This window comes from Salinicola halophyticus, assembly GCF_003206695.1.
In the GTDB taxonomy this organism is placed as follows: Bacteria; Pseudomonadota; Gammaproteobacteria; order Pseudomonadales; family Halomonadaceae; genus Salinicola; species Salinicola halophyticus.
Map to the genome: position 1 here is coordinate 207,658 of NZ_PZJN01000007.1, position 26,770 is coordinate 234,427.

28 protein-coding genes and 1 riboswitch are annotated in these 26,770 nt (G+C 61.3%); of the genes, 24 read left to right on the plus strand and 4 right to left on the minus strand.

Annotation, left to right across the window (positions count from 1 at the left end; translation table 11 throughout):
• The first annotated feature begins 36 nt into the window (after positions 1-36).
• Both DOM58_RS12250 and DOM58_RS12255 read left to right on the plus strand, forming a co-directional pair.
• Entirely contained in the window at positions 37-870 is an 834-nt protein-coding gene (locus tag DOM58_RS12250) for an AraC family transcriptional regulator (RefSeq protein WP_110693089.1), read from the plus strand.
• Between the two features lie 143 nt (positions 871-1,013).
• Positions 1,014-1,619 (plus strand): LysE family translocator, encoded by a 606-nt coding sequence (locus DOM58_RS12255; protein WP_110693090.1) that lies wholly within the window; start codon positions 1,014-1,016, stop codon positions 1,617-1,619.
• Here the strand turns inward: DOM58_RS12255 and DOM58_RS12260 are convergent.
• Together DOM58_RS12260 and mntP are read right to left on the minus strand one after the other, a co-directional pair.
• Positions 1,614-2,225 (minus strand): cyclodeaminase/cyclohydrolase family protein, encoded by a 612-nt coding sequence (locus tag DOM58_RS12260; RefSeq protein WP_110693091.1) that lies wholly within the window; start codon positions 2,223-2,225, stop codon positions 1,614-1,616. The two genes, DOM58_RS12255 and DOM58_RS12260, sit on opposite strands and share 6 nt — an antisense overlap.
• Before the next feature lie 67 nt (positions 2,226-2,292).
• On the minus strand, positions 2,293-2,874 hold the full coding sequence (mntP, locus tag DOM58_RS12265) for a manganese efflux pump MntP (protein ID WP_075560743.1): 582 nt from the start codon (positions 2,872-2,874) through the stop codon (positions 2,293-2,295).
• A gap of 76 nt (positions 2,875-2,950) precedes the next feature.
• Positions 2,951-3,055: riboswitch (yybP-ykoY riboswitch) on the minus strand.
• A 662-nt stretch (positions 3,056-3,717) separates the two neighbouring features.
• Between mntP and DOM58_RS17595 the strand changes: the two genes are divergently transcribed.
• The 7 genes from DOM58_RS17595 to DOM58_RS12295 all read left to right on the plus strand — a co-directional run bounded on the left by DOM58_RS17595 (position 3,718) and on the right by DOM58_RS12295 (position 10,291).
• On the plus strand, positions 3,718-3,891 hold the full coding sequence (locus DOM58_RS17595; RefSeq protein ID WP_167369271.1) for a hypothetical protein: 174 nt from the start codon (positions 3,718-3,720) through the stop codon (positions 3,889-3,891).
• Positions 3,892-4,165: 274 nt separating this feature from the next.
• Positions 4,166-5,119 (plus strand): SctD/MshK family protein, encoded by a 954-nt coding sequence (locus DOM58_RS12270; protein ID WP_110693092.1) that lies wholly within the window; start codon positions 4,166-4,168, stop codon positions 5,117-5,119.
• A 63-nt stretch (positions 5,120-5,182) separates the two neighbouring features.
• Complete coding sequence (locus tag DOM58_RS12275) at positions 5,183-5,611, plus strand: hypothetical protein (RefSeq protein WP_157957537.1); 429 nt, start codon at positions 5,183-5,185, stop codon at positions 5,609-5,611.
• A gap of 31 nt (positions 5,612-5,642) precedes the next feature.
• Entirely contained in the window at positions 5,643-6,035 is a 393-nt protein-coding gene (gene sctY, locus DOM58_RS12280; protein ID WP_110693094.1) for a type III secretion apparatus assembly chaperone SctY, read from the plus strand.
• The gene (gene sctV / locus DOM58_RS12285) at positions 6,032-8,218 is read left to right on the plus strand and encodes a type III secretion system export apparatus subunit SctV (RefSeq protein ID WP_110693095.1); all 2,187 of its coding nucleotides are present in this window, start codon (positions 6,032-6,034) and stop codon (positions 8,216-8,218) included. Before sctY ends, sctV begins: the two co-directional genes overlap by 4 nt.
• Positions 8,219-8,432: 214 nt before the next feature.
• Positions 8,433-9,776, plus strand: a complete 1,344-nt coding sequence (locus DOM58_RS12290; RefSeq protein ID WP_110693096.1) for a type II and III secretion system protein family protein — start codon at positions 8,433-8,435, stop codon at positions 9,774-9,776.
• A 47-nt stretch (positions 9,777-9,823) separates the two neighbouring features.
• Positions 9,824-10,291: a hypothetical protein gene (locus DOM58_RS12295; RefSeq protein WP_139313544.1), complete on the plus strand. Its 468-nt coding sequence runs from the start codon at positions 9,824-9,826 to the stop codon at positions 10,289-10,291.
• Positions 10,292-10,304: 13 nt separating this feature from the next.
• Here DOM58_RS12295 and DOM58_RS12300 read toward each other — a convergent pair whose 3' ends face one another.
• Positions 10,305-11,099: a tetratricopeptide repeat protein gene (locus DOM58_RS12300; protein ID WP_223162176.1), complete on the minus strand. Its 795-nt coding sequence runs from the start codon at positions 11,097-11,099 to the stop codon at positions 10,305-10,307.
• A gap of 458 nt (positions 11,100-11,557) precedes the next feature.
• On the opposite strand from DOM58_RS12300, the gene DOM58_RS12305 reads away from it, so the two are divergent.
• The 14 genes from DOM58_RS12305 to DOM58_RS12370 all read left to right on the plus strand — a co-directional run bounded on the left by DOM58_RS12305 (position 11,558) and on the right by DOM58_RS12370 (position 24,714).
• The gene (locus tag DOM58_RS12305; protein WP_110693098.1) at positions 11,558-12,022 is read left to right on the plus strand and encodes a type III secretion protein; all 465 of its coding nucleotides are present in this window, start codon (positions 11,558-11,560) and stop codon (positions 12,020-12,022) included.
• An 88-nt stretch (positions 12,023-12,110) separates the two neighbouring features.
• Positions 12,111-12,308, plus strand: a complete 198-nt coding sequence (locus DOM58_RS12310) for a hypothetical protein (protein ID WP_075560545.1) — start codon at positions 12,111-12,113, stop codon at positions 12,306-12,308.
• A 222-nt stretch (positions 12,309-12,530) separates the two neighbouring features.
• Positions 12,531-12,977, plus strand: a complete 447-nt coding sequence (locus DOM58_RS12315) for a hypothetical protein (RefSeq protein ID WP_223162177.1) — start codon at positions 12,531-12,533, stop codon at positions 12,975-12,977.
• Positions 12,978-13,055: 78 nt separating this feature from the next.
• The gene (sctJ, locus tag DOM58_RS12320) at positions 13,056-13,802 is read left to right on the plus strand and encodes a type III secretion system inner membrane ring lipoprotein SctJ (protein ID WP_280951139.1); all 747 of its coding nucleotides are present in this window, start codon (positions 13,056-13,058) and stop codon (positions 13,800-13,802) included.
• Positions 13,799-14,485 carry a hypothetical protein gene (locus DOM58_RS12325; protein ID WP_110693100.1) on the plus strand — a complete coding sequence of 229 codons (687 nt, stop codon included), beginning with the start codon at positions 13,799-13,801 and terminating at the stop codon, positions 14,483-14,485. Before sctJ ends, DOM58_RS12325 begins: the two co-directional genes overlap by 4 nt.
• Positions 14,482-15,069, plus strand: a complete 588-nt coding sequence (gene sctL, locus DOM58_RS12330) for a type III secretion system stator protein SctL (RefSeq protein ID WP_110693101.1) — start codon at positions 14,482-14,484, stop codon at positions 15,067-15,069. Before DOM58_RS12325 ends, sctL begins: the two co-directional genes overlap by 4 nt.
• Positions 15,066-16,493 (plus strand): FliI/YscN family ATPase, encoded by a 1,428-nt coding sequence (locus DOM58_RS12335; protein ID WP_110693102.1) that lies wholly within the window; start codon positions 15,066-15,068, stop codon positions 16,491-16,493. The genes sctL and DOM58_RS12335 overlap by 4 nt, the downstream gene beginning before the upstream one ends.
• On the plus strand, positions 16,490-16,972 hold the full coding sequence (locus DOM58_RS17490; RefSeq protein ID WP_075560541.1) for a hypothetical protein: 483 nt from the start codon (positions 16,490-16,492) through the stop codon (positions 16,970-16,972). The genes DOM58_RS12335 and DOM58_RS17490 overlap by 4 nt, the downstream gene beginning before the upstream one ends.
• Entirely contained in the window at positions 16,969-18,141 is a 1,173-nt protein-coding gene (gene sctQ, locus DOM58_RS12345) for a type III secretion system cytoplasmic ring protein SctQ (RefSeq protein WP_157957539.1), read from the plus strand. The genes DOM58_RS17490 and sctQ overlap by 4 nt, the downstream gene beginning before the upstream one ends.
• Positions 18,134-18,793: a type III secretion system export apparatus subunit SctR gene (gene sctR / locus DOM58_RS12350; RefSeq protein ID WP_075560539.1), complete on the plus strand. Its 660-nt coding sequence runs from the start codon at positions 18,134-18,136 to the stop codon at positions 18,791-18,793. The genes sctQ and sctR overlap by 8 nt, the downstream gene beginning before the upstream one ends.
• Before the next feature lies 1 nt (position 18,794).
• Entirely contained in the window at positions 18,795-19,064 is a 270-nt protein-coding gene (sctS, locus tag DOM58_RS12355) for a type III secretion system export apparatus subunit SctS (RefSeq protein ID WP_075560538.1), read from the plus strand.
• Positions 19,065-19,094: 30 nt separating this feature from the next.
• Positions 19,095-19,913, plus strand: a complete 819-nt coding sequence (gene sctT / locus DOM58_RS12360) for a type III secretion system export apparatus subunit SctT (RefSeq protein WP_110693105.1) — start codon at positions 19,095-19,097, stop codon at positions 19,911-19,913.
• A 174-nt stretch (positions 19,914-20,087) separates the two neighbouring features.
• Positions 20,088-23,630 (plus strand): hypothetical protein, encoded by a 3,543-nt coding sequence (locus DOM58_RS12365; protein WP_110693106.1) that lies wholly within the window; start codon positions 20,088-20,090, stop codon positions 23,628-23,630.
• A gap of 34 nt (positions 23,631-23,664) precedes the next feature.
• On the plus strand, positions 23,665-24,714 hold the full coding sequence (locus DOM58_RS12370) for an EscU/YscU/HrcU family type III secretion system export apparatus switch protein (protein ID WP_110693107.1): 1,050 nt from the start codon (positions 23,665-23,667) through the stop codon (positions 24,712-24,714).
• 12 nt (positions 24,715-24,726) lie between these two features.
• Here DOM58_RS12370 and DOM58_RS12375 read toward each other — a convergent pair whose 3' ends face one another.
• Positions 24,727-25,308, minus strand: coding sequence for a TetR/AcrR family transcriptional regulator (locus DOM58_RS12375; protein WP_110693108.1), 582 nt, complete (start codon positions 25,306-25,308; stop codon positions 24,727-24,729).
• Positions 25,309-25,483: 175 nt separating this feature from the next.
• Here DOM58_RS12375 and DOM58_RS12380 point away from each other — a divergent pair, with 175 nt between their 5' ends.
• A complete protein-coding gene (locus tag DOM58_RS12380; RefSeq protein WP_110693109.1) occupies positions 25,484-26,719 on the plus strand; it encodes an MFS transporter in 1,236 nt (411 codons plus the stop codon).
• Positions 26,720-26,770: the final 51 nt, after the last annotated feature.

Here is a 26,770-nt window from a genome sequence, read left to right on the forward strand (position 1 = left end):
GCGGGCATCGAGTCCTAGCGCCGGTCGGGAGGCAGCATGACATCGACGAACTGGATCGATCTGCAGCAGGACGGTGACACGGGCATCGAGACGATCCGCGCCCACTTCGAGGGCCACGCCTACGATCCCCACTGGCACGACAGCTACCTGGTCGGCTTCACCGAACAGGGCGTGCAGCAGTTCCATTGTCGTCGTACCCGCCATGACAGCACGCCGGGACGATTGTTTTTCGTCGAGCCCGGCGAGATTCACGACGGCCATGCCCCGACCGAGGGCGGTTTCACCTACGCCATGCTCTATCTCGACCCCGCCTGGCTTCAACGCGAGCTGCGCCAGTTCGCGGTCACCGGTACGGCTTCCGGCGAGCCGGGCTTCGCCTCGACGCTGGTCGAGGACCCCCGATTGATCACCCATGTCGCCCGTGCCTTCACCACGCTACGCCTCCCAACCTCGCGGCTGGAGCGCGATGACGCTCTCGATGCCTTGCTGCAGGGGCTGATTCCGCATCTGGGCTGGCGAGAACGCCAGCGGGAAGATCCGCGACTACCCGCCGTTGCTCGACGCACCCGGGACGTTCTGCATGCGCATTGCGAACAGGACATCGGCTTGCAGTCACTGGCGGAGCAATGCGGCGTCGATCGCTTCCGCCTGACCCGCGCTTTCAAGTCGGCCTTCGGGCTGGCACCCCATGCCTATCTGGTGCAGTTGCGCCTGAGTCTCGCCCGCCAGCGGCTCGCTGGCGGCGAATCCCCGGCGGCGGTCGCCAGCCAGCTCGGCTTCGCCGACCAGAGCCATCTGGGTCGCTGGTTCCGGCGCGCCTATGGCCTGACCCCGGCGGACTATCGTCAGCGCTGCTCCCGGACCGGCTGAACTGAACCCGAGACTGAATCCAACCCGACTGAATCGAACCCGGAATTCCTGGCGAGTTCGACGTAGGCGACTGCTCAAACCTTCCAGACGCGCGGCGATCACGGCGCGATAGTCCCAGCTCCACGCCATTTCTGGAGTCGCTCATGTCTGCCTGGCTACCGTTTGCCCTCTTCGCCTTCGTCGCTTCGATCACCCCGGGGCCGACCAATCTGCTGATACTCACTCAAGGCGCGCGCCGTGGGTGGAAAAGCACGCTACCGGCGGTCTTCGGCGCGAGTCTGGCGGCGGCCACGATCGTGCTGACGGTGGGCCTGGGGTTGTCGCAGACGCTGCTGGCCTATCCCGTCGTTCGCCAGCTGATGGCCGCCATCGGCGTCGGCTGGCTGACCTGGCTGGCCTGGCGGCTCTATCGCAGCCAACCCCCGAGCATCGAGACCGACGCGGAGAGATCAGGCGCGCCGGCTTTCGGCCCCCGACAGGCTGCCGGCTTGCAGCTGGTCAATCCCAAGACCTGGATGATGGCGCTATCGGTCGTCGGCGTGTTCACCGACTCGGCGTCGAGCGCGACGCAGATCGGCCTATTGGCGCTAACGTTCGGGATCGTGGCGCTCCCCTGCCTGGCCCTCTGGGGGATGATCGGCAGCGGTGTCGCCCGTCTGTTTCATACCAAACGCCAGTGGCAGTGGTTCAATCGCGCGCTGGCACTACTGCTGCTGGCAGTGGCGTGGGGGAGCGTGCTGGCGTCATGAGGCGTCAATGCCGAGCCGATGACAGCTGGCTCGAGCGCTGTCGCGAAGCTCGCCACAGCGAACCTCCAACTGCCGCCGTGCCGCGGGATCGGGCAGAGCCTCGAGATTGGACTCGACGCCGATCAGTAGCGCGTCCATCGCGGCGCGCAGCATGGTCGCGCCGGCCAGCGTGTCGCTCTCCATCGCCGACGACGTCAGCGACAGCGCCTCGGCCGCCAGCACCAGCCCGTCCTGGCATCGCTCGGCGGCCGCCAGCGGAATCTGAATCGATGCATCGCGGGCTTCGCGCAGAGCCGAATCACGCTGCTCCGATTCGGCGCCGGTATCACTCGGTAGACGCTGCGCTTCGAGATAGTCGGCGAACGCCGCGGCATCGTCATCGACGGCCTCGGCCAGCGCTTTCTGCAGCCCATCGCCCTCTTCTATCAGTCGGCAGCGATGACGATCGAGATCGGATTCGCCTCGATGCAACCGCACGCCCTTGAGAATCAGCGACAGACCCAGGCAGCCACTCAATGCCGCGGCCGCGCCACATCCCGGTGTGGAACGGGTTTCAACGGCGTGCTGGAAATCGGCAAGCGAACGTTGCCAGAGCGAGGGAGACATGCGGTTACTCCGTGACGGGATCACGGTTCAGCATAGACAGCGAGCGGCGCCAGCGCGCGGAAAGGCTTCAACCCATGTGGGCGAATAGATGCTCATAGAGGACCGTGATACCGATTGCGATCAACACGATCCCGCCGGCGATCTCGGCGCGCTTGCCGATCAGCGAGCCGATCGCACGCCCAAGCATGATGCCGATGGTCACCATGAAGGTCGTCGCCAGACCGATCGCCAGCGCGGCGACCAGGATATTGACGTCGGCAAAAGCCAGGGTCACGCCAACCGCCATGGCATCGATGCTGGTCGCCAGCGCCGTGACGGCCAGCAGCCAGACCGATTTACGCTCCGGTATCTTCTGGTGATCCGCTTCGCTGTCGACCGGCTTGAACCCCTCCCAGATCATGTGTCCGCCAAGCGCGCCAAGCAGCACGAAGGCGATCCAGTGATCCCACTCGGAGACGAATCGCGTCGCTGCCAACCCCACGGCCCAGCCGATAATCGGCGTGATCGCTTCGACCGTACCGAAGATCACGCCGATTCGCAGCGCTTCGGGAAAGCGTGTACGGGTGAGGGCCGCGCCCTTGCCGATCGATGCGGCAAAGGCATCGGTCGACATGGCAAAGGCAAGCAATACGAGAGAAGCAGGGTTCATGGTCTTATCCAGCCGGTAATATCGCCACGACATCCGCAATTCCCGACGTTGCACTGCGGATGTCCATGGTCTCGCCAACCGGACCCGGCGTTCGTGCCACGGCATTGCCGAGTGTGTTGACACGAACATCACCACCGGCAGTCAGCACAGCGGTGATCGGCTACTCCCCAAGGAGGAGATAGACTATAGTCACACCACCGAAGAACATCAATAAATGATTGAATTTAAAGAGAAAATTCACCACGGTTAATTCATGTCGTTAGCGTTAATCAAGTTAACGCCGGTTGGACTTTGATGGCGGGGTTGCAGATGCGGCGCTCAACCGATCAGGGGATGACGCCACTGAGAGACATTGATAATCAACGCCGTCTCTGGATAACGACACCGGGACGTTTATTCAATCATTTTTAATTAAGAAAATACTGATTCTTAGAATAGAAACTCTCATTTCAAGCAAGACGTGCAATTTATTGCACAACCCCCCAATTCATATCGTGAACCGCTATAACGAAGGCGCAACACACATTCAAACAACCGATTTAATGTAATATAAAGTAATAAAAGCGCCATATCAGGTATTTGAATGAACGTTCAATATAATATATTTTTATTTATTATCAATAACTTGAAAGCAAAACCTAGCTTTTATTTTGCTTACTTAATCGATACGCAAAGAATCAAATATTTACTTCAAATTAGCCCTCTTGTCACGCAAACCCAGTAACCTGAATTACGTTGGATCGCGTTCCTGACGTCTCGCTAATATTGCGGATTCGATCTAGCACCTTTTCTAGCGCCGCTAGAATTGCGGACTCTGAAACTCACGCTATTAGGAGAAATACCATGGCTGATACTCCTGCAATCGATCCGTCGACTTCAAACGACAGCGCTGATTCTTCCATTAGTCAGTTGAAAGCGGTTTTTGATCAGGCGATCGAGAAATCCGCGGAAATTACCAAGGTCACGACCGAGAAGAAGACGATGCTCGACGCGACCAAGCAGCGTCCGCAGAACTAATGCGGCCAGTCGCGAGCGGCGATATGCCGCTCGCGGCGTTTCTACCCCATCATCCGGCAAATCGGCAGAACGTTCACGTGACGGCCCTTGGTCCAACAAATGAAGACTGTAATGCCGGGAGATGATGAATCGAGGCGACACATTCGCAAAGTCGCTAACAACCTGAAAAACGAGACCCATCCCAGGAGCTTCTTTGGCTCTCCGACCTGATCGATTCGGCACGGACAGCCAAGGAATTTCTCAATGCTTCGTACGACACTAGCGAGTTAACCGCATGAAACCCGCCTCCTCCTCTTCGGCGTCGGCAAGCGAAGTCGTAACGACGCTTAGGGTCACCGCTGGCTTACATAGCGGAGCGATGATCGAGCTGACCGATCCGGTTTGCCGAATCGGCAGTGATGAGACTGCCGATGTTGTGCTGGGCGATTCTGGCACGACGGCCGAACACTTGGTGCTACGTTTTCACGGGCGCCAGATGGCTGTCGAAGCCATTGGCAGCGATGTCATCGTCAACGGTCGCGTTGTCACCCGGGGCACCGGGCTACGTAGCGACTTGCCAGCCGAGCTGCGTTTCCATGACGTCGCTTTGAAGCTGACGCGCCCCGCGGCGTCACCGATGCTTCCCGCTTTTCCCAAGCTTCCGACGCTGCCACCACGCTGGCGCAGCTCCCTCAATCGCGCCTTCACCTTGCTGGCCCTGGTGGCAACGCTTGGGGTACTGGCGCTCTACGAGTTCATCGACGTCAACCAGGCCGGTGCCAGCATCGGTAACTACTCGTCACCTGCCACACTCGATACGCAGGCCATAGAAGGGTCCCGCCAACTGGTCAACGACGCACGCCTCAGCCCGGCGGCCTCTTTGCGCCAGGAGCTAACAAGCGCCGGGCTCTCCACGTTGGAGGTCACTGATCATGGCGGCTACCTGAGCGTCTCCGGTCAATACACGGCAGCGCAGGCCGAAACGTGGAACCAGACTCAGCGCTGGTTCGATCAACGTTATGGTAGCCACAACGTTTTACTCAACGACGCTAAACCGCAACAGGCGCCGGCCCAGCCCGATCTGCGCCTACAGGCCGTGTGGCTCGGTGATAACCCTTATGTCATCGACCATCAGGGGAAGCGACTCTACCCCGGTGCGGCGCTAGAGTCCGGCTGGGTGATCTCAGCGATTCAATCGGATCAGATCATGCTCCGCCGCGGTGATGATCAATTTGCGCTGACGCTTTGAACGATCGATTTCTAACGATTCATCTCTCAACTACGCCATGCGCGCTGACGGGGCTGTCGTTCCATGAAGATTCCTGATCGCCTGATGCCAGGAGATCGCTATCGTGCATCTCGTGCCGACGCCGGGCCGATCGGACGCATCGATGCCGAATCCTTCGATCAGACGCCGCCCAAGGATACGGCGTTCACACGTGCGGTCAGCGAATCGCGTAGCCGACAGACCGATCAACCGGCTCTAGCCGATCGACTGGATGCATTGGCGCAACCCGCAGCCAGCGATTCCCGGAGCTATGAAAATGCACGCAGCATCGAGTTGCTACAGCACGTGGTCGACAGCATCTTGCCCAAGCTGGAAGCGGATGACGACATCGTCGCCATGGCACGAGACATCATTGGCGAAGAGCTCGAATGGCGTCAGGCGTGGGAAGGCCGCATGAATGAAGCCATGGCACCCTCGCTAGACGATGATCCTGGTGAGAAGAGTCTTTCATGAACCCTCTTCGACTCATGAAACAGACAATCGCATGAACGACAACGATGATCGCGACGCCGCCGACCTGCTCCATTTGATGGGGCATCTGTATTTGAAGAGTGGGCAGGCTCAGAGAGGACTGGCACTGCTGTTGATCGCCAATCGCATGGCTCCGGATCATCTCGGCGTGCTTCACGCACTGTGTCGAGGATTTCTGACCACCGGTAATGGACAACGCGCGATCAACGTCATCGCTCGTCTCGAGGCCAACGGACAACACGACAACACACTGCTGCTATTACGCAGCCGGGCCGAATGGCTGAACGGTGAACATGCATCCGCTCGGCAACATTTTCAGACGTATCTCGAACGAAGAAAGCGGGAAGAGCGTCGGCTCGGGGCGCCATCGACCGACGCCAATCAACGGGGAGAGCCTGCGGCATGAACGAGATTCTCGGTCGTCTCAACATGGTGGCTCGCCGCGCCTCTCAGCGCAGCGATGTGATCATCGCCGCTTTCATGGTGCTGGCGGTGGTGATGATGATCATTCCGCTACCGACCGCGCTGGTCGATGCGCTGATCGGCATCAACATCGCCTTCAGCCTATTGATTCTGGTAGTGGCGTTCTATATTTCGCATCCGGTCGAGTTCTCGTCGCTACCGCCGATCATTTTGCTGGCGACACTGTTTCGCCTGTCGCTATCGATTACCACCACTCGGCTGATTCTGTTGGATGCCGATGCCGGCCAGATCGTCGACGCCTTCGGAAACTTCGTTATTGCCGGCGAAGTCGTCATCGGCATGGTGGTGTTTCTGATCATCACCGTCGCCCAGTTCCTGGTCATTACCAAAGGTTCGGAGCGCGTCGCCGAAGTCGCGGCACGCTTTACTCTCGATGCCATGCCCGGCAAGCAAATGAGTATCGACAATGAAGCCCGTAACGGCGATATCGATAACGCCGAAGCTCGTCGTCGACGTTCGCTGCTGGAAAGCGAAAGTCAGCTTTACGGGGCAATGGATGGGGCGATGAAGTTCGTCAAGGGCGATGCCATTGCCGGGCTGGTGATTCTCTTTGTCAACTTGATCGGCGGCCTGTTGATCGGAATGCTGGAACACGACATGCCATTCGGCGAGGCCGTGGAAACCTATTCGCTGTTGACCGTCGGTGATGGTCTGATCGCCCAGATTCCCGCCCTGTTGATCTCGATAGGTGCCGGCACCGTCGTCACTCGCGTTAGCTCCGACAACGCCAGCGATCTGGGTAGCGAGATCGTGGGTCAATTGGGCAGCAATTCCAAGGCGCTGGGGCTGACGGCGGCGGTACTGTTCTGCGCGGCCTTCATTCCGGGCTTTGCCACCGGCGTTTTCCTGGCTATCTCGGCGTTACTGGGAAGCGCTGCCTTTATTTTACGCCGACGTCATCTCCGCGAGCAGACCGACGAAGCCCCCGAGACAGGGGCAGGAGCGGAAGGTACAGCAGCCCTGAGATCCAACGATGCCGCCCATGACGCCGCGGCTTCCCACTCAGACCTCTCTAACTCAAGTCTCTCTCGCTCGGCCGACGATGACCCTCGGCAGCATCGTGTCATGCTATGCCTGGGTGCCGGTCTCGCCGATACGCTGCCGCTAGAAGTGCTGCGTGAGGGGATGCAGGCTGCCCGTGAGCGGGTCGAGCGCGATCTCGGCATCGCCATTCCCTCCGTCGGACTACGGCTGGAACCGGCACTTGCCGCACGCCGCTTTGCGGTCGAACTGGACGAAGTCCCGGTGCTCAACGGCGAACTGCCGGAATCTCAAGTGCTGCTGGATGATGATCCCAGCACCCTGGAATTGCTCGAACTGACGACGGAGACGCATCCGGCGCTGGCCGGACGCGGCAACTGGCAGTGGCTGCCGGAATCCGCGAGCACCGCATTGACCGATGCCGGTGTCAGATATCGCACGCCAGATCAGGTGCTGGAACGCTGCCTGGAGCGTACGTTGATGCGCTACGCTGGCGACTTCGTCGGCATTCAGGAAGCCCGTGCGCTACTGTCGCGCATGGAGTCGGATTACGCCGAGCTGGTCACCGAAGCCGTCCGTGTGGTGTCGCTGCAGAAGATGGCGGAAATCCTCCGCCGACTGGTCAACGAAGGCGTGCCAGTTCGCGCCATGCGCACCATTCTCGAGGCAATGGTGACCTGGGGACCGCAGGAATCCAGCAGCGCTCGGTTGGCCGATCGCATCCGTACCGCCATGGCGCGCCAGATAAGTCATCGTCACGCCCGCAGCGACAGAGTGTTACCGGCTTGGATCGCAACCCGCCCGATGGAAGAAGCGCTGCGCAGCGCCCAACGCCATGCCGAGGATCAACCCCTGCGAAGCGGGCTGCCGGCACCGTTATCACGAGCGCTCAACGCCTGGTTCCAGCAACAGCTGGAAACACTCGATGCCGACCTGCATCCCGTGGTGGTCGTTGCCAGCGATGTGCGCGCCACGCTGCAGCAGTGGCTCAAGCAGCATGACATAGACCTTGCGGTCATGGCCTGGCCGGAAATTGCGCCGGAATTCAGTCTGCAGGCGATCGCCCAAGTACGTTTACCGAAACCGGCATCTCGACGGGAGGCCGAGACGCAAGCCAAGTCCTGATTCGACCGAGAAAGCGTCGCTGACACTCCAAAGAGTCCGTTCCGGACACAATGGAAAAGCGTTACACAGCCTAAAAAGATATAAAGTCATCAAAACCAATAATGATAGCCAAGCGTGGCGACCCGGCATGGCGATTGGATTAACAGGAACGGGATCAACAAAAATGGGATCAGCTGGGATGGAGAATACCCGTGACACAGTGGCAGCAACATTCATGAAGGCAAGCGCAATCTCCATCGACGTCAAACCGTTCCAGACCGCCATTCGTCTGATATCGCAGGTAACGCTACTGTTACTGGCCACCGTCACGTCACTGATCGTCACTTCATTGCCGGCCCAGGGTGATGTCGCCATCGATGCTTCCGGTGGCGCCATGAGTGTGGAGACCGGCCAAGGGCGCATTCTGCGATTCGATCAGCAGGTGGCTTCGGTGTTCGTCGCCAATCCCGCCGTCGCTGACGTGCAGGTCGTCTCGCCAGGCGTGATCTATCTATTCGGCAAGCAGGCCGGTGACACCAACCTGATCGCTCTCGGCGCCGACGATGAAAGCCAGGCATCGCTGCGCCTGCAGGTGCGCGATGGCGATGCCCAGGCAAGCGAAGCACTGCGCGGTATCGATGGAGACAGCCAGGTGCGACTGCACATGGCCGGCAATCAACTGATAGCCGAGGGCCGCAGCAATTCGGTGGAGGGCGCCATGGCGACCCAATCGACGCTCGATGCTCAGGCACCGGCCGGCGGCAGTCTCGATCGATCCACCTACGACGGCACCAACCAGATCAACATCCGAGTGCGTTTCGCCGAAGTCGCCCGCGACGAACTGCTCAGCTACGGCGTCAGTTGGAATGCGCTGATCAACAATGGCTCGTTCTCGTTCGGCGTGCTGACCAGCAATATTGCCAGCTCTCCCGGCAGCGAGGGGGTCGACGGTCTGCTGCAAGCGCTACAGCAGAACAACTTGCTGCAAATTCTGGCCGAGCCCAATATCACCACGGTTTCCGGGCAGACGGCGAGCTTTTTGGCAGGCGGAGAAATTCCGATTCCCGTGCCGGTCAACAGCGATTTGGTGGGTATTCAGTACAAGCAATTCGGGGTATCGCTGCTGAGTACGCCGACATTGCTGCCCAATGGTCGTATCTCGATGGAAGTGCGTCCTGAGGTCAGCAGTCTGACCAGCGACAACGTTCAGATCGCCGGCTACGACGTACCGTCGCTGCAGGTTCGCCGAGCCGATACCGTGGTCGAAGTCGGCAGCGGTCAGACATTCGCCATTGCCGGACTGTTTCAGCGCCAGGTCTCCAATGAGCTGGAGCGCATTCCGGTGCTGGGTGATATTCCTATTCTGGGCCAGCTGTTTCGCTCGCGCCGCTTCCAGCGCAACGAGACAGAACTGGTGATTCTGATCACGCCCTATCTGGTTCGTCCCTCCTCATCGCCGGCACCGAGAACACCGTTGGATCGGGCTCAGGTCAGCGCCAATCCGCGACTGGGTGACGATCCCGCACAGCATGCTCGATCCGCCGGCATCGATGATCCCTTCGGCTTCTATCTGCAATGACCGAGGCGGCAATGATCGAAGCTGAAATGAATGAGGAGAACAGCACCATGTCATCAAGTCCGACCGCATCGATACGCAAGACATGGCGCCTCGTGCCGCTGCTGGCGTCGGTTTTTCTGAGCCTCGGGTTGCTGGCCGGCTGCCAATCGTCGATGGGACCTATGAACTGGACCAGCGGCTATCGACAAGTCGCCGTCGCCAATCCCCAACCATCAGGCGCGGTGGCGGGCAGCCAATCGGTGACGATTCCCAATCTGTGCCAGACACAGCCCGACGACACCGGTCTGGTGTCACTGCCGCCGGGCTGTGCCAATGATCTCAATCTTCAGCTGATGGTGGCGAATCCTCAGGATCTGACTCGCGGGCAAGAGATGGGGCCAGCGCAGGCGGCACCGGTGGCCAACGCCGCCCGCGAGCGTCTCAATGACCGCGAACGCGCCAGCGAGCGGCGCGCCATGCTCGAGAACGAGGCGCGCAGCGCGATGGGCAACACCGCGACCACCAATGGCCTGTAACTTCGAAACGCCGTCAGTCGCGGCGCGATGCCATGGCCAGTCCCAGTGCCTGGGCACGCTCGGCGGCACCGGGGATGGCAGCCAGACGTTCGGCGCTGGCGATCAGCAACTCGCGCTTTGCGGTCGGCAGGTCGGGAATCTCGACGCGACGCGCTTCGTCGGTCTGCCCGGCGAGCACCAGCACCAGAATTTGGTTGCGGTAATGTCGAGCCTCGGCCAGCGGGGAAGCCGTGATCTGACGCATGGCAGCCACCGCCCTGGCATTATCGCCGGCCAGCGACTCGGCCAGCGCCAGATTGGCCTGGAGATCCAGGTCCCGCGGTTCGAGCGCAACAGCCTTGTCGAAGGCGGCCACCGCCTGCCCGGGCCGACCTGTCAGCGCCTGAGCCGCACCGAGTCGGCTCCAACCCGAGACGCTATTGATCGCTGGCGCGGCTCGGGAAAGGCTACGCAACGCGCTCTCCGGCTCGCCCAGACGCAGCTGCGCCGTTCCCAGCCCCAAAAGCGCCGGAGCCAGATTGATATCCTCGTGCAGTGCCGCGCGAAACGCTTCGGCAGCCGCGGCAGGCTCACCGGCAGCCAGGCGTGCGTTGCCCAGACGAACCTGAATATCAGCGGAGGCTTCACCCTGTTCCAGAGCGCGTTCGTACATGGCGGCAGCCGTCGCATGATCACCGCGCTGATCGACGTCATCGGCGAGCTTGAGCAGCCGGCCTTCGGTGCTACCGGTCGGTGTAGCCGCACACGCCGAGAGCAGACAGCCGATACCGATGGCCGCCAGTGCGCACTTGAGCCGACAGTGCGTCATCCGAGTGTGCACGAATCCGGCGTACGCAAACCGAGAATGCTTAAAAGGTGCCTTCATCCGTGAATCAGTCCAGGGGCTCGTGGAGTGGAGAGACAGCGTACCGGAGAACCGGCGGTTGGGGGCAGCGTCGAATTTCATCATGTGATGACAAGCCTTTACAGAACACAAGCGAAAGTCACAAGAAGACATACAACAGTCTACTAAACCGTCATCACGATCTTGCTAGGGTTGATAAACACGGTCCGTTGCACGGGGAGGATGCATCACATTGGCTGAGCGTTCCACGACGACGTGAATGCTTTCCACCTGCCGCCGTGCTGGCATTACTTATCCTGGTTGCCGCGCCTTGGAGCACAGTATTCGCGGCACCTGCATCTTCTCTGGAACAGACGTCTGCGGCAGCACCTGCGTCATTTTCTGGCCATCCACCGTGGGGAGAGCGCAGTTATCGATACGTGGTGATCGACCAGAAGGTACGTGACGTATTGCAGGAATTCGGCCGCAACCTGTCGCTACCATTGGAAGTCAGCGACGCCGTCGATGGTGAGGTTCGTGGCGATATTCATGCCACCACCGCCGCCGATTTTCTCGCGCAGGTGTGTCAGGCAAACGGCCTGGCGTGGTTCTTCGACGGATACGTGCTGCATGTCGCCGCCCGTGAAGAGCTGGGGCGGCAAAGCTTCGATCTCAATGGCGTGGACGTGCCAAGTCTGCGCACCGATATCGAAGCCGCCAGGATCGGCGCCCCGCTAAGCGCCGAGATTCGTGATGGCAGCCATCGCCTGGAGGCGATGGGACCACCGTCATGGCTCGCGGAAGTGGCACGGCGCGTGGAGGCGTTGCGCCGAACGCCGACGCTCACCAAGCCCGGCGAAGTCAGAGTGTTCCGAGGCAGTGTGGCGCAGCCAGCCACTCGCGAGTGATGCCTGGGAAGAAAGGCAGCAGTATTGCGATGACTCACCGACGGCGCGTTTGCCGATCGGTCAATGCGAAAACCGAAGGAGACGATACATGGCTATCGATGCCGTAGGCAGCAGCAACGCAACCAGTGACTCGACCACCGATTCCCAGGCTTTCGACGACGCGCTCGACAACGCCAAATTCCAGGAAACCATGAACGAGGGCATGGTCCAGGTCGGCGGACAGCTGATTCTGATGCCAATGATGAAAGACATGCTGAGCGAAGCCATGTCGGGTGGTGAAGACTAAGCTGAGTGGTGAAGACCAAGCTGGGCGAGTAAGACCAAGCTGGGTGGTTAAGAGTGGACCTGATGGTGAAAGCTGGAGCGGGTAGTAACGACTCCGTGACTCGACACATCCAGGGCAGCAACCGCCACTCGATGCAGTAACGATTGGCGGTTGCTGCCGTTCGCGGCGCTGCTGGTGACGATATCAGTCGAAAAAGACACGAGCCTGACGACGAGGTGAATGATGACTCCCGTGACACCACCGAGTGCCGGGGCGTTGACACCGACGCCCCCTGCAACGGAAACGAGCGCCAAGGCGCTGGCCTCGCAGAATCTGTTCGAACATATGGCGAGTCAGTCTGGCGCTTCTCCTGCCGGGGCTAGCCCCAGCGAGCTGGGTTCGAACCTGATCAACAACCTCGACGGTTTCGTCGACCGGGTCAACACGTTCGCGCAGCAGGCCAAGATTCCGGATGCGCAGGCGCCCGACCGCTTCGCCAAGGTAACGACCCATGAAACCTCGCCAGCGCCGGATGCGGGTGATGCGCCCTCCGCGATCGGCGATGAAAAAATGGCCAAGGTCGTCGACTCGCTGGGGCAGGTCTTCGATCACTCTATCGAAACCACCATGGTGGTGCGTGGCGCCACGCAGGTCTCCGGCTCGGCCAATACTCTGCTGAAAGGTCAATGACACTTGCACTTCGATCGACGCTTTAGCCGTTCACGCGTGTTCCGATATCCATATCGACGTCCGCTGCAGGTCATTGCATTGCTAATGATGGCTCTGCTGCTGCAGGCCTGCGATACCAACCTCTACACGCACCTCGATGAGCGCGAGGCGAACGTGATCGTGGCCACACTGGCACGCAACGGGATTCCCGCCAATCGACAGTCCGACGACGAAGGCCAGATGACGGTGACCGTCGACGAGGATCGTTTCGCTGAAGCGGTCGACGTGCTTGATCGCGCCGGCCTGCCGGAGCGCAAGTTCACCAACCTCGGCGAGGTCTTTCAGGGCAACGGTCTGGTATCGTCTCCCGTACAGGAGCGCGCCCAGATGATCTACGCATTGAGCCAGGAACTGTCTCACACCGTCTCCCAGATCGACGGCGTGCTGTCGGCGCGCGTTCACGTCGTGTTGCCGGACAACGATCTACTGCAGCAGAACAGCACGCCGTCGTCGGCATCGGTCTTCGTGCGCTATATCCCGTCGCTGGATATCGATCCGCTGATTCCCCAGATCAAGACGCTGGTCGCCAACGGCATCGCCGGCCTCTCCTACGACAAGGTCTCGGTGGTGCCGGTCGTCTCTCGCCTCCCGGAAGAGACACGCTCGACGCCGCAGCCGGTGATGAGTTCGTTTCTGGGCATCGCGATGCCGGCTACCAGCGTCGCCAGCGTCGGGTGGTTATTCGGCCTGATGATCGCGGCGATCCTGTTACTGAGCCTTGCGGTGGGCTGGCTGATCTGGCGGCAGCGCCGCCAACGCCCCTATGATTTGGCGACACCATCATGATGACAGCGGCCGACGCCGAACTGCCGGTGCGCATCGATCGGACACACTGGGTCGAATGTCTGGACGGCATCGCCCTGGATGCGACCCTGCAACGCTGGGTCGCGCAGCCGCGTTTTCGACAGCGCCTGACCGAGCGACTGCGGCGCCGCCACAACTTACCCGCGATTGATGCACTGCCCGAGGCAGACGCCGCCGATCACGCGTTGCGCCAGCTGGATGCCGCCGCGCTAACGGACTGCGTTCGTGCAGCCGGCGTCATCGTCCATGCCAATGCCGTGGTTCGCGAAATCCAGGCGCCACGCGTCGCCGCGCTCAAGCAGCGTCTGGGCGCCGATCTCTATGCGCTGGCCTTGACCCATCGCAGCCATGGCAACGCCGACGAAGCCGTCGGGGATGACCTCGACGCCTTCGAGACCAGAATCGAACGGGCCGGCAGCCGCTGCCTGTTGGTGTGGGCGGAGACACGACCGACCTCGCTGCGAGCCTGGCTTCAGTTGGGTTGGCTCGGACAGCTAACTGCCAGCGATTCCTCTGAACAGCCTGCAGTCGACGACCACATCGACATCGGCAGCCATGAGGACAAGGACAAGGCCAGGGAGATCGCCCGCCTGGCGGCAGCGCATCTACTCTCGCGTAACGTCATGCAGGACCAGGCCACTCGACAAGGCGGTGATCCGGCATGAACTCACTCCCCCCACGCCCCAGCAAGGTGATCTTGCGCGCCGCGGAAGCCGAAGCCTGGGTCGACGGTTATGCCTTTCTCGATCAGGCACGCCAGCGGGCAGACGATCAGGCCGCCGCGTCCCAGCAGGCGCGGAATACCGGTTACACCGAAGGTTTCGAAGCCGGCCGTCGTGATGGCGAAGCTCAGGCCGCAAAGCTGCTGGCGACAACCCAGGCCGACATCAAACGCTATCTGGAGAGCCTCGAGCCCGCCCTTGCCAAACTCTCGCTGAATCTGGTCCGAAGACTGCTCGGCGAATTCGATGACGCCGATCTGATCGCCCGCTGCGTACGTCAGGCGCTATCCGAGTGGCGTCACGAACATCGCCTGCGCATTCGCGTGGCCCCGGCACTGGAGTCCCGCGTGGCCGCACTGCTTGCCGAGCATCCGCCCGTAACGGTCGATTTTCAGGTCGAAGCCGACGCTCAATTGGAGCCAGGTCAGTGCCTGCTGGTCAGCCCGGTAGCGGTCATGGATATCGGCGTGGATTCGCAGCTCGACGTTCTTCGTCAGGCGTTGTTCGACGGCAAGGCATCGGCATGAACACAGAGATATCCGCGACGCCCGACGACAATGACGACGCCCTCACAGCGCTCGACGGTCTGCTGCCGAGGCTCGGCAAACGTATCGCGCAGACCGAAACCCGCCAGATCAACGGCCGAGTGCGACGGATTCGAGGCCTATTGATCCACGCCAGTATCGAAGGCGTCAGCATCGGTGAACTCTGTTACCTGCGTGACCCCGTCAGCGGTCGTCGCATCGCTGCCGAGGTGATCGGCTTCGAGGAAGAAGACGCCGTGCTCTCGCCGATCGGCGAGCTGCAGGGGTTATCGACCCGTAGCGAGGTGATCGCCACCGGCCGCGCTCAGGGCGTGGCCGTCGGCGATGATCTGCTCGGCCGCGTGATCAGCCCGCTCGGCGAGTGGCTGGACACCCCGCCGGCGCCGTCGGTCGACGCCTCACAATCCGCCTCTCCACCAACCGCCAACGCTTCACGAACCGACGGCTCTCTGCACGAGTATCCTGTGCATGCAGAGCCTCCGCCCCCTTTGACCCGCCAACTGATCGAGCATCCTCTGGCACTTGGCGTGCGCGCCATCGACGCGCTCAACACGGTCGCCCGAGGCCAGCGTATCGGCCTGTTCGGGGAACCCGGTGTGGGTAAATCTTCGTTGCTCTCGGCCATTGTCAAAGGCAGTAGCGCGGAAGTCGTCGTCCTCGGGCTGGTCGGTGAGCGTGGGCGTGAAGTGCGAGAGCTGCTCGATGTCCAGCTCGATGCCGAGGCTCGACGCCGTACCGTTTGCGTCGTCTCCACCTCGGACCGTCCGGCGATCGAGCGGGCCCGCGCCGCGTTGGTCGCGACCAGCGTGGCGGAGTATTTCCGCGACCAGGGACGTGACGTGCTGTTACTGGTCGACAGCCTTACCCGCTTTGCTCGCGCTCAGCGCGAGATCGGTCTCGCCGCTGGCGAGCCGCCAACCCGGCGCGGCTATCCGCCGTCGCTGTTCGCCGCTCTCCCCCGACTGCTCGAACGCGCCGGCCCCGGCGGCGCTTCCGGTGGCAGCATCACGGCAATCTACACGGTGCTGACCGAAGGTGATGGCACGCTCGACCCGGTCGCCGAGGAGTCGCGCGCCATTCTCGACGGACATATCGTGTTGAGTGCCGATCTCGCCCGCCGCGATCACTTCCCGGCGATCGACGTGCTGGCCAGCCGAAGCCGTTTGATGGAGACCGTCGCCAGCAAGGACCACCGCCATGACGCCGGCAAGATTCGCGACCTGATGGCACGTTATCGTGACGTCGAGCTGCTGCTTCAGGTGGGCGAATATCGTGAAGGCAGCGATGCCGCCACCGATGAAGCGATTCGCAAGCATGCCGCGATCAATGACTTTTTGCGCCAGTCGCGGGATGACCTCAGCGATTTTAAAGAGACTCTGAAGCGGCTCAGGGAGCTCGCCCGATGACCTCACCGCATCAGCTCGAACGCCTGATGCAGCTGCGACGTCAGCGCACGCGTCTGGCCGAGGAAGCCTTGGCGACAGGCCAGCGCCACTGCAAAGATCTGGCGGCACAGTGTCAGGTACTGGAGCAATCGTTGGTGGAACACCAACGCAGCGCCAATCAACGGGACCAGGCACAATTCGAAGCCAGCGAGAATCGCCCGCTCAACGCCGAAGCGCTGGCCGACTGGCAACAGACGATGGCCGACGACGCCGCGCATCGAGAGACGCTGCTTCACGAGCGCCGATCGCAGGCGCGTCATCTCAAGCTCGCCGAAGAAGAACGCGATGCACAGGCCGCCGAATGGGGCCGACGCCTGCGAGCCCAGCGGGCGCTGGAACGTCTGCAAACCGATCAACAGCGCACCATGGCGATAAATGCCGAGCGTCTGGCGGAACTGGAGATGGAAGAGGCGCGCCAGGGGCAAGGAGACATCACATGACGAACCTGTCGTCGGCGCCGCCCGAGACTCGATTCCAGCCCTTGTTTGACACGACCGACACAGCCGATTCGCCGGGAGATACCACAGCGGCCCGAGTCACCCCGCTGGCGATATCGGCACTGCCACGCGTCGAGGCCTCCCGGCTCGCGCTGCATAACGCCCTGCACGTGCCCCGCCAGCCGCTCGGCTTCGACTGGCACGGCCATGTGGCCAGCCTGCGTCTGCTCGACCAAAACACGCATGTCGAACAAGCGCAGGCGATCACGCTCTGTCTTGGCGAGGAACGGCTAACCCTAAGCGGTAGCGCTCGAGCCTTTGATCGACTTAGCCAGCACCCCGACCGCCTGCGCGAATGGCACGACATCGATGCCGAACTGGCCGCCATGTGGCTGGAAGTCGTCTGGCTCGAGTGGCTAGAGCCGCTGGAGGCTTCACTGGGCGCGGGCATTCGTCTGATACCCGGCAAATCGGCACCGCCCGAGTCCACGATGCGTCTCTGTTTCATCCTCGAGCTCGATGGCGAAACTCACCCGCTGGCCCTCGATCTTGCCATTCCGACCGCCGAGCGGCTGCTGCCGCAGCTCGACCGTGCCTTTCCGGCACAGCGAGCGCCGGCCAATGGCATCATCTCCACACTTCGGGTCGAGTGTGGCCGGCAAACGCTGACGCTGGGCGAGTTTCGCAGCCTGCATCCCGGCGATGTGATCATGCTCGATACGGCGACGGACGATGAGGTCCAACTGAATCTGGCCGATCACTTCGGCTGCCGCGCTCGTTTTGGCGAAACCGGACTTCAGGCCACTGGGCCGTTGATCGCGAATCGTCCTGAGTCACACGCGAATTCATCCCTCGAAGAGAGTGTCATGAGCGAACCCCCTGTGGACAAAAAAGAATCGCCCACCCAACCCTCGCTGGAAGCCGATGCTGTCATGGATAACCTGCCGGTACAGCTGACCTGCGAGCTGGGCCGGCTGGAACTGTCGCTCGGCGAGCTGCGCAAGCTCGGTGAAGGCAGCGTACTGCCGCTGGAACGCCAACCGGAGCGAGCCGTGGACCTGATCGTCAACGGCCGGCGGATGGGGCGTGGGCGCCTGGTCGCGATCGGCGACGCCATCGGGGTACAGATCGTAAGGCTCGCGCTCGATGAAGGACACGCCGGGGATGACTGAGTTCCAGCCCAACTTGATCGCGATCATCATCGTGGTCGCCACTATCGGCCTGGTGCCGTTGGCGGTGGTCACGATGACGGGCTTTCTCAAGATTTCGGTAGTGCTGTTTCTGATCCGCAACGCCCTCGGCGTGCAGCAGACGCCGCCCAACCTGGTGCTCTACGGCATTGCGCTGATCCTGACGGTTTACATCACAACGCCACTGATCGGGGAGATGGCCCACCAGTTCGAACAGCGCTCGGCAGGATTGGCCAACGTCGAGGAGATCAAGCAGACCGGCGAGGCGCTACGCGGGCCGTTGCAGGAGTATCTGTCCCGCTACGCCAGCGAGCGCGAGCGAGCATTTTTCATCGATGCCACCCGCACGCTGTGGTCGGACGAGGCGCGCGAAGACCTGCAAAGCGATGATCTGATCGTGCTGATACCGGCTTTCGTCAGCTCCGAGTTGACCCGCGCCTTCGAGATCGGTTTCCTGCTCTACATCCCGTTTTTGATCATCGACCTGATCGTCTCCAATGTGCTGATGGCGATGGGCATGATGATGGTTTCCCCGACACTGATCTCGATTCCGTTGAAGATCTTCCTGTTCGTGGCCGTGGACGGCTGGTCGCGACTCATGCATGGACTGATTCTGAGCTACGGAGGCGGCTAGGATGACGGACGACATTTTCCTCTCACTGATGAAAAACGCCCTGTGGACGGTGCTGCTGGTCTCGGCACCCGCACTGCTCGTGGCGATCGCCGTCGGTTTCGGTGTGGGTCTGTTGCAGGCGTTGACCCAGATTCAGGACCAGACACTGCCCCAGGCGGTCAAACTGGTGGCAGTGCTATTGGTGCTGATCGTCTCAGGCCCCCTGCTCGCTGGTCAGATCGTCAACATCACCGATCAGGTGTTGGATAATTTTGCCGCCTGGTCACGCTAGGCTCGGCGCCAGCTTCAACGAGCCGCGCGCATGAACTACGAAGATTTTGCTCAGTTCCTCACCGACTTCGCCTATCCACTGATAGCCGCGGCGGCGGTCGGTGTGGCGCGAGCACTGGGAATGGTGCTGGTCACACCCGCGTTCAATCGACTGGGACTGACCGGCATGATCCGCTCCGCCGTGGCGGTGACGATCTCGATGCCGCTGATCGTGCCGCTTTTCGATGCGATGGTGAACGCGGAGACCTTGTCGACCTTCAGCGTCGCCGGCATGGTGATCAAGGAACTGCTGGTCGGCGTCGCTATCGGCCTGGTGTTCGGCGTGCCGTTCTGGGCCGCCGAGGTCGCCGGAGAACTGATCGATCTGCAACGCGGCTCGACCATGGCGCAGATCGTCGATCCAATGGGCGCCACGGAAACCGGGGTGACCTCGACGCTGCTGACGATCACGCTGCTGGCGCTGTTCTTCATCACCGGCGGCTTCATGCTGCTGCTCGACGGCTTTTACCGCAGCTACGCCCTGTGGCCGGCGGTGGACTTCGTCCCGTTGATGTCGCAAACCTCGGCGATGGCCCTGCTCGGGCTGCTCGATCAGGTGATGGAAATCGGCGTGTTGATGATCGCCCCGCTGGTGATCGCGCTGCTGATCGCCGACCTGATGCTGGCCTACGTCGCCAGGATGGCGCCCAATCTCCACGCCTTCGATCTCTCGCTGCCGATCAAGAACCTGCTGTTCGCCTTCCTGATGCTGATCTACGTGGTCTTCCTGATTCCGTTGATGGTGGATCAACTCGATATCGTCAATCTCAACATGGGCCGCCTCGAGGCCATTCTCGGCGCCATGCGATAGCCGTCTTCCGCCCCACTAAAGCCATACAGTCCGTTACTCAGCGTTTCGCCGCTGCCATCGGGTCGTCATCCGGCGCCTGAATACTGGAGACGTTTTCCCGCGATGCCGCCCCGTCCTTTTCATGGATCGAACGTCGGCGTCCTCGAGCCAACGCCTTCCAGAGAGAACAAGCCGATGCGCGTCAACGATGATGTCACCCTCGACAAAAGCACGATCTCGTCCGCCCCCACTCAAGCTTTCACCTCCGTGCTCAAGCTGGCGCAGAAGATGGCCGGGGATGGCGGCAAGGAGAAGGAAACTCTCGAGCCCGGCCGTCAGGATTACGAGGACACGCTGAATTCTTTGGCGGTGGACATGGCGGAAGGCATCGACATCGACAAGCGCCGGGTTTCCAGCCTGACGGGAGACGCCGCAGACAAGTTCGAGAAGCTGGTCACCGCCGAGCTCAATGCCCAGCGCGCCGACGGCAAGAACCCCGACCTGTCCAAGGCGATCGACAACGCCAGGAAAGCGCTGTTCGATCGCATCGGACATGCCCTCGACAACGCCGACCGCAACGCCGACAAGGGCCTCGATGTCTTCGAGGGCTACTGGAAGCGCCATGGCGGCGAAGAGGCCGCGATCGACGCGGGTTATGACGCCTACGACGGTTTTCTGGCCGATAACACGCTGACCGACAACCCCGACTACGAGGACAAGCTCAATGCCCTGGCCTTGGGGATGGCCGGCGGCACGCTGACCGACCAGCGCAAGATCCTGCATCTCGACTCATCGGACACGCTCTCCCAACTCTACAAGAATCTGATCCAGAACCGGATCGATCAGGGCGACGATACTCAGGAAGCGATGGATCACGTCAACGACGATCTGCGCGAGCGCATCGACAGCGTCGGCGGTGGCGACGTCGGCAATGTCTTCGACGGCTATTTCAAGCGTCACGGTGGCGAAGAGGACACCGAGGAGCTGGCCCAGGAGAGCTATCTGGCCAATCGCGACGAGGCCGACATCGCCTACGACGACACGCTGAATTCGCTCTCCTCCGACATGGCCGAAGGCATCGATATCGACGACCGCAAGGTGAGACCGCTGACGGGAGACGCCGCCAACCAGTTCAGCCAGCTGGTGGCGTATCAGCTCGACCAGCAGCGTGAGCGCGGCGACGCCCCGGATCTCCAGGCGGCCATCGACGACGCCAAGAGCGATTTGCTTGACCGCACCGGCAACGCGCTAAGCAATACCGGAAAAGATAGCGATGACGGTCTCAACGTCTTCAACGGCTACTGGGATCGTCACGGCGGCAAGGACGACGCCATCAGCGCCGGTTATGCCGGGTACGACAATTTTCTCGCCGACAACACCGTGACAGATAACCCGAGCTACGAAGACAACCTCAACGCCCTGGCCTCTGCCATGGCCGGCGGCACGCTCACCGACAGCCGCAACATTCTGCATATCGACAGTTCTGAAACGCTGTCGCAGCTCTACCAGAACCTGATCGACAGCAAGGTCAGGGAGGGCGTCAACGCGAGCGATGCCGTGACTCAGGTCAACGATAATTTGCGCGCGCGAATCGGTAGTGCCGCGGGTGACGACGGCGACAAGGTCACCAATGTCTTCGACGGCTACTGGTCGAAGCACGGCGGCGAGACCAATACTCAACGCCTCGCGGATAATGCGGAGCTGGATACGGCGCGGCGCGATCACGACCTGCCAGTCTTCAGCGATGTCGACATTCAGTCGATGGAGACCAGCGAGACCGACCCGGACGACAGTTCACGCAAGTTGACCGTCAGCGAGCTGACCTGGCAGAACCTGATCAAGGACTGGAAGGCGGGCATCGAAGACGGCAGCATCGACAAGAACGACGAGCGCGCCCAGTTCTACCGAGCCCTGCGCGCCCAGGGTGCGCTCGAAAACGGTCTGGATCTGGTCGGACTCGACCTCTCCGAGGGACTGAGTCTCGATCACGCTAGCGGCGACGATCTGTCATCGGTCGTCGATGGCGAAAAACTCGATGCTCGTCTTGGCGACCTGTTTGCCTCCGAAGCCGTGCAGAAGGATTACGCATCGGCACAGACAGGCGCCGTCAGCAAGGTCGCCAACAAAGATGATATCGCCTCTCGGCTGGAGGAAACGGCGTTCAGCGAGGCGTACATCGATTACATCAACGACCTCCGCGAGAGCGGACAGGGCGAACTCGCCGAACAGGATATTTCGAAGACCTACAATGCCCTCTCCACGCTATTCCCGGCGACCGAAGAGACCGACAAGGCAGCTGAATTCGCCCAGAATCTGCAGGTCGATTCGATGGTCACCGATCTCGACGACCTGATCGCCAATCCCGACCAGATCAACGATGCCAATACCGCGACCGCGACCCAGGACGTGGTCAAGACCGTTCTGACCGCACTCAAGCGCGCCGGTGTCGATATTCCACGACGCACGGCGGAGACGATCGATAAGTTCGTCAACGAATACCTCAACGATCAGCAGACGGCGAAGAACTTCGGCAAGGCGCTACAGGAGCTTGGGGATCGCTTCCAGAAGAATGGCTCGATCACCCAAAAGGATATCGATGGTCTGATGAAGAACGGCGTCTACAAGGCGCTCAACGAAAAGACCAATGGCGGCATGATGTCGCTGATCGGCACGCTCAACGGCAACGGCGCGCTGGGTTCGGCCGGCGGTCTGATCTCGCTCGCTTCGGGCATCTATCAGCTGGCCGGCAAGGGTGGTTCACTCGCCGACACCACCGAAGGACGCATGGCGATCGCCAAGGAATTCATCAGCTTCTTCGGCGCCAGCCAGCATTTCGTCAATCTCGGTAGCAACATCATCGACAAGGTTAATGGCACTAACGTCAATGCCATGCTGGGCCTCGACAAGACGCTGCCGCAGATCTGGGGCGACGACAAGGTCAAGGGTAAGGCACCCGCTCCCGATCCTCATACGTGGGAGCGTTTCAGCGACAACATGCAGCAGATCATCAAGGATGCTCCTGTCGGCGATCAGGAGACCCTGGCCAAGAAACTGGATATCTCCTATGACGACGCCGGGAAAGTCGTCAAAGGCGCCAAGGACGGATTCGCCAAGAACCCGGCATTGCCCGACGCCACCACGACGACACGTTCCGTGAGCTCCTTCCTGAGGGTTCTGGATGGCGCAGCCAACTCGGCCACCGGCGCGCTGGATATCGCGCTCGGTGGGCTGATGATCAAGCGCGGCGCCGACAGTGGCGATGGTGCCACCATCGGCCAGGGCGCCGTGACCGTCGCCGCTGGTGCCTTCGGCCTTGCCGGGGGCGCTTCCTCGCTCGCGGCGCTCAAGGGTATTGCCGTTGCTCGCGCCGCCACCGGTCCGCTTTTCTGGGTATCTGCCGCACTGACGCTCGCGACGTTACCCTTCTCCATCATCCAGGACATCAAGCGCACCAATGCACTCGAGAGCCATGAAGCCGATCTCAAGGATCTCTTCACGTCCCTGGACGAGGACGGTCTGCTGACCGAAGATGGCTTGAACCGCTACGAGTTTCTCGAAGAGTATATGCAGAACTACGGTCAGCGCGATGCGCCCGATGACCAGAGCATCTTCGAATACCGTAGCGACGAATACGCGTTCTACACTGAAGAGGGCCACCTGCCCGAATCGGGCTGGGACGATTTCAATCATGAGGATTACGCCGGTGACGGCAGCAACCTCGAGACTCAGATGGCTTGAGATTCGGCAGAAACCGACATGACACCATGAGCGCATGAGCGAGCAACCTTCCGAAGAGAAGACACTACCGCCTTCGACGAAGAAACTTCGCGATGCGCGCAAAAAGGGCCAGGTCTCCAAAAGCGCGGATCTGGTCACGGCAATGGTGATGCTGGCCTGCACGCTTTACATCGCGGTCAGTGCCAGCGACATCATCGCACGCGTCCGGGGCCTGCTCGACACGACAGCGCAGCTCTATACCGAACCCTTCGACTCGCTATGGCCACGCCTGGTGGCGCAGGCGGGAGAGGTTTTGCTGCTGTCGGTGTTGCCGCTGGTGGCGCTCACTTTCGTGATCATCGTGCTGACTAACATCGTGGTCTCGCAGGGTTTCGTCTTCGCCACCGAACCGGTGCTGCCCAAAGCGGAGAAGATCGACCCGGTACAGGGTTTCAAGCGTATCTTCTCGGTGCGCGGCCTGACCGAGTTCCTGAAGTCGCTATTCAAGATGCTGGCCCTCGCCGTTGCGCTGGTCATCGTCTATCGGCTCGGTCTGCAATCGTTGATGGAATCCTCCAGTTGCGGCTTCGGTTGCATCCAGGGCACTTTCATCGATCTGTTGCAGCCACTGGTCATCACCGCACTGATCGCGTTCTTGCTGGTCGGGGGCTTCGACGTGATGTTGCAGCGCTGGTTGTTTCGGCGCGACCAGCGCATGACCAAAACCGAACAGAAGCGCGAGCGCAAGGATCAGGAAGGCGATCCGACGATGAACCAGGAGCGCCGCAAACGCCGCCGTGAAATGCATCAGTTGAATGCCAAGGTCGGCGTACAACATGCCTCGATGATGATCGGCACCGAAGATGGTTGGTTGGTCGGCATCCGCTACGTGCGTGGCGAAACACCGGTACCGCTGGTCACCTGCAAGGCAGACCCCTCACAGGCGGCCGCTCTGCTGGTGAGCTCGATTCCTCGGCATATTCCGCGGTCGGCAGATGCGGAGCTGGCCAAGAGCATCGCCAGACGCGCCGGCAATGGAGACCCGATTCCCGATGGGACCTTTCAGTCTGTCGCCGACCTGCTGGTGGCAGCCAAGCTGATATGACAGTCAACGGATTTATTGGCGGCATGCGACCCCGGGGTCACCATCTTTCAGCGTGCAGTCGATCCAACGCTGCAGATTGTCGACGGTTGCCGAATCGCGGTCATAGAGAAGGCGATACGTCATCGGCGCGACCACGCCATCGACGAGCTTGCAGATCGGCGGCGGCGTTTCGCCGCGGGAGAGGGCTCGATCGTGCAACGTCGTCATCAGGGATTCGCTATAACGGCAGCAGCGCTCTCGCCGCTCGTCATGGGCGCTGGCCATGACGTCGTTGAGCGCGCGCTGACCCGGCACCGATGTCATTTCCTCGAGGTACTGTTGCCCCCAGGCCAGCAGGTCACCCGCAAGCGTGCCGGTATCCGCTGGATCCTCGTCGGGACGCATCCGCTCCACCGAGACGTCGGCCACCAGCTCCGAAAGATTGCCCCAGCGACGATAGATCGTCGAAGGTGTAACCCCGGCGCGCTCGGCGATCTGCGGCACTGTCAGCTCGTCTCGAGCCTTGATGGTCTGCAGCTCGCGAACGGCTTGATGGACCGCTTCCTGCACGCGGGCGCTGCGCCCCCCTGGCCTAACGGCTTCCTTGATCGCCATGACTCTCTCCGCAAGCGCTGTTCGATGAATCCAATCGACTAAAACCGGCGAAATGAAACCTGGTGCGGATAAGGTACATCCATCGTTCCGCTAGTAAACGCAAAGCGTTTGCTTTATTCGCCGGGCGCGGTCAGACTACCATTAACGCAAAATTTTAGCATTAACGGATTCCTCGATGTCACCGCCTACCCCTTGCAGCTCGACCAATGTCTACCCCGCGCCCAGGCTCGGGTCGCTGGTCTATTACGCGGTATTGATGGTGACGTTCCTCGCCGCCTCGAGCGCTCCGACGCCGCTGTATCAGATCTACCAGTCGACCTGGCACTTCTCGACGACCTGGCTGACGCTGGTCTTCGCCAGCTACGTGTTCGCGCTGCTGTTGGCATTGCTCACCACCGGCTCGCTATCAGACTACATCGGCCGACGCCCGGTCGTCGCCATTGCCATCGTGGGCGAAATCCTGTCGTTGGGGTTGTTCCTGGTCGCCGACGGGCTTGCGTGGGTACTGGCGGCGCGAATCCTGCAAGGCATCGCCACCGGTATCGTAACCAGCGCGCTGGCGGCAGCGATGCTCGACAGCGATCATACCCGCGGCCCAGTGCTGGCCAGCATCGCGCCGCTGTCCGGGATGGGAATCGGTGCGCTCATCGCCGGCCTGCTGGTGACCTACGCCCCGGCGCCCATGCGCCTGGTCTACGGGGTCCTGATCGTCATGCTCGTCGTCATGGGGCTGTGTCTGCGTCGGATCCCGGAGAGCGTAACGCCAAGGCCCGGCGCACTGGCGGCGCTTCGCCCCCGCGCGACAATCCCGCCCGCCGTGCGCGGTCCGCTGTTCCGGGTCATTCCGGCCGTGGTCTCGTCGTGGGCGCTGGGCGGCTTTTCGTTGTCGCTGGGGCCGACACTGGTGGGCACGATCAGCGGCGTACACAATCCGCTGGTAGGTTGCCTGATCACGTTTCTGCTGCCCTTCATCGGCGGCATCAGCGTGCTGATCCTGCGCGCCAAACCACCAAGGCTGGCCGTGCTGCTGGGCACCGCCTGTCTGATCGTCGGCATGGCCGGTCTGCTGCTGGGAGTCTATCTGGAGTCGGTTGCGATCCTGCTGGTGGGCACGGCGATCGCCGGTATCGGCTTCGGCGCCGCGTTCATGGGCGCGATGCGCGTCGTCATGCCGCTGGCGCCGCCTACCGAACGGTCGGCGCTGATGGCCGCGTTCTACGTGATCTGTTACCTGTCGGCCAGCACCCTGGCGCTTTGCGGCGGCATCGCGACCCAACATTTCGGTCTGATCCCCACCACCTACGCCTATGGCAGCCTGGTGGCATTGCTATCCCTGGCGGCGTTTTTCGGCACCCTGACGCAGCGCCAACCCGAGGCCGAACCTCGGGCGAGATGCCATAGCCCGGCTTAGCCACAGTCCCGCATAGCCCCAGTTCGTTTAGCCCTAGTTCGTTAAGCCACA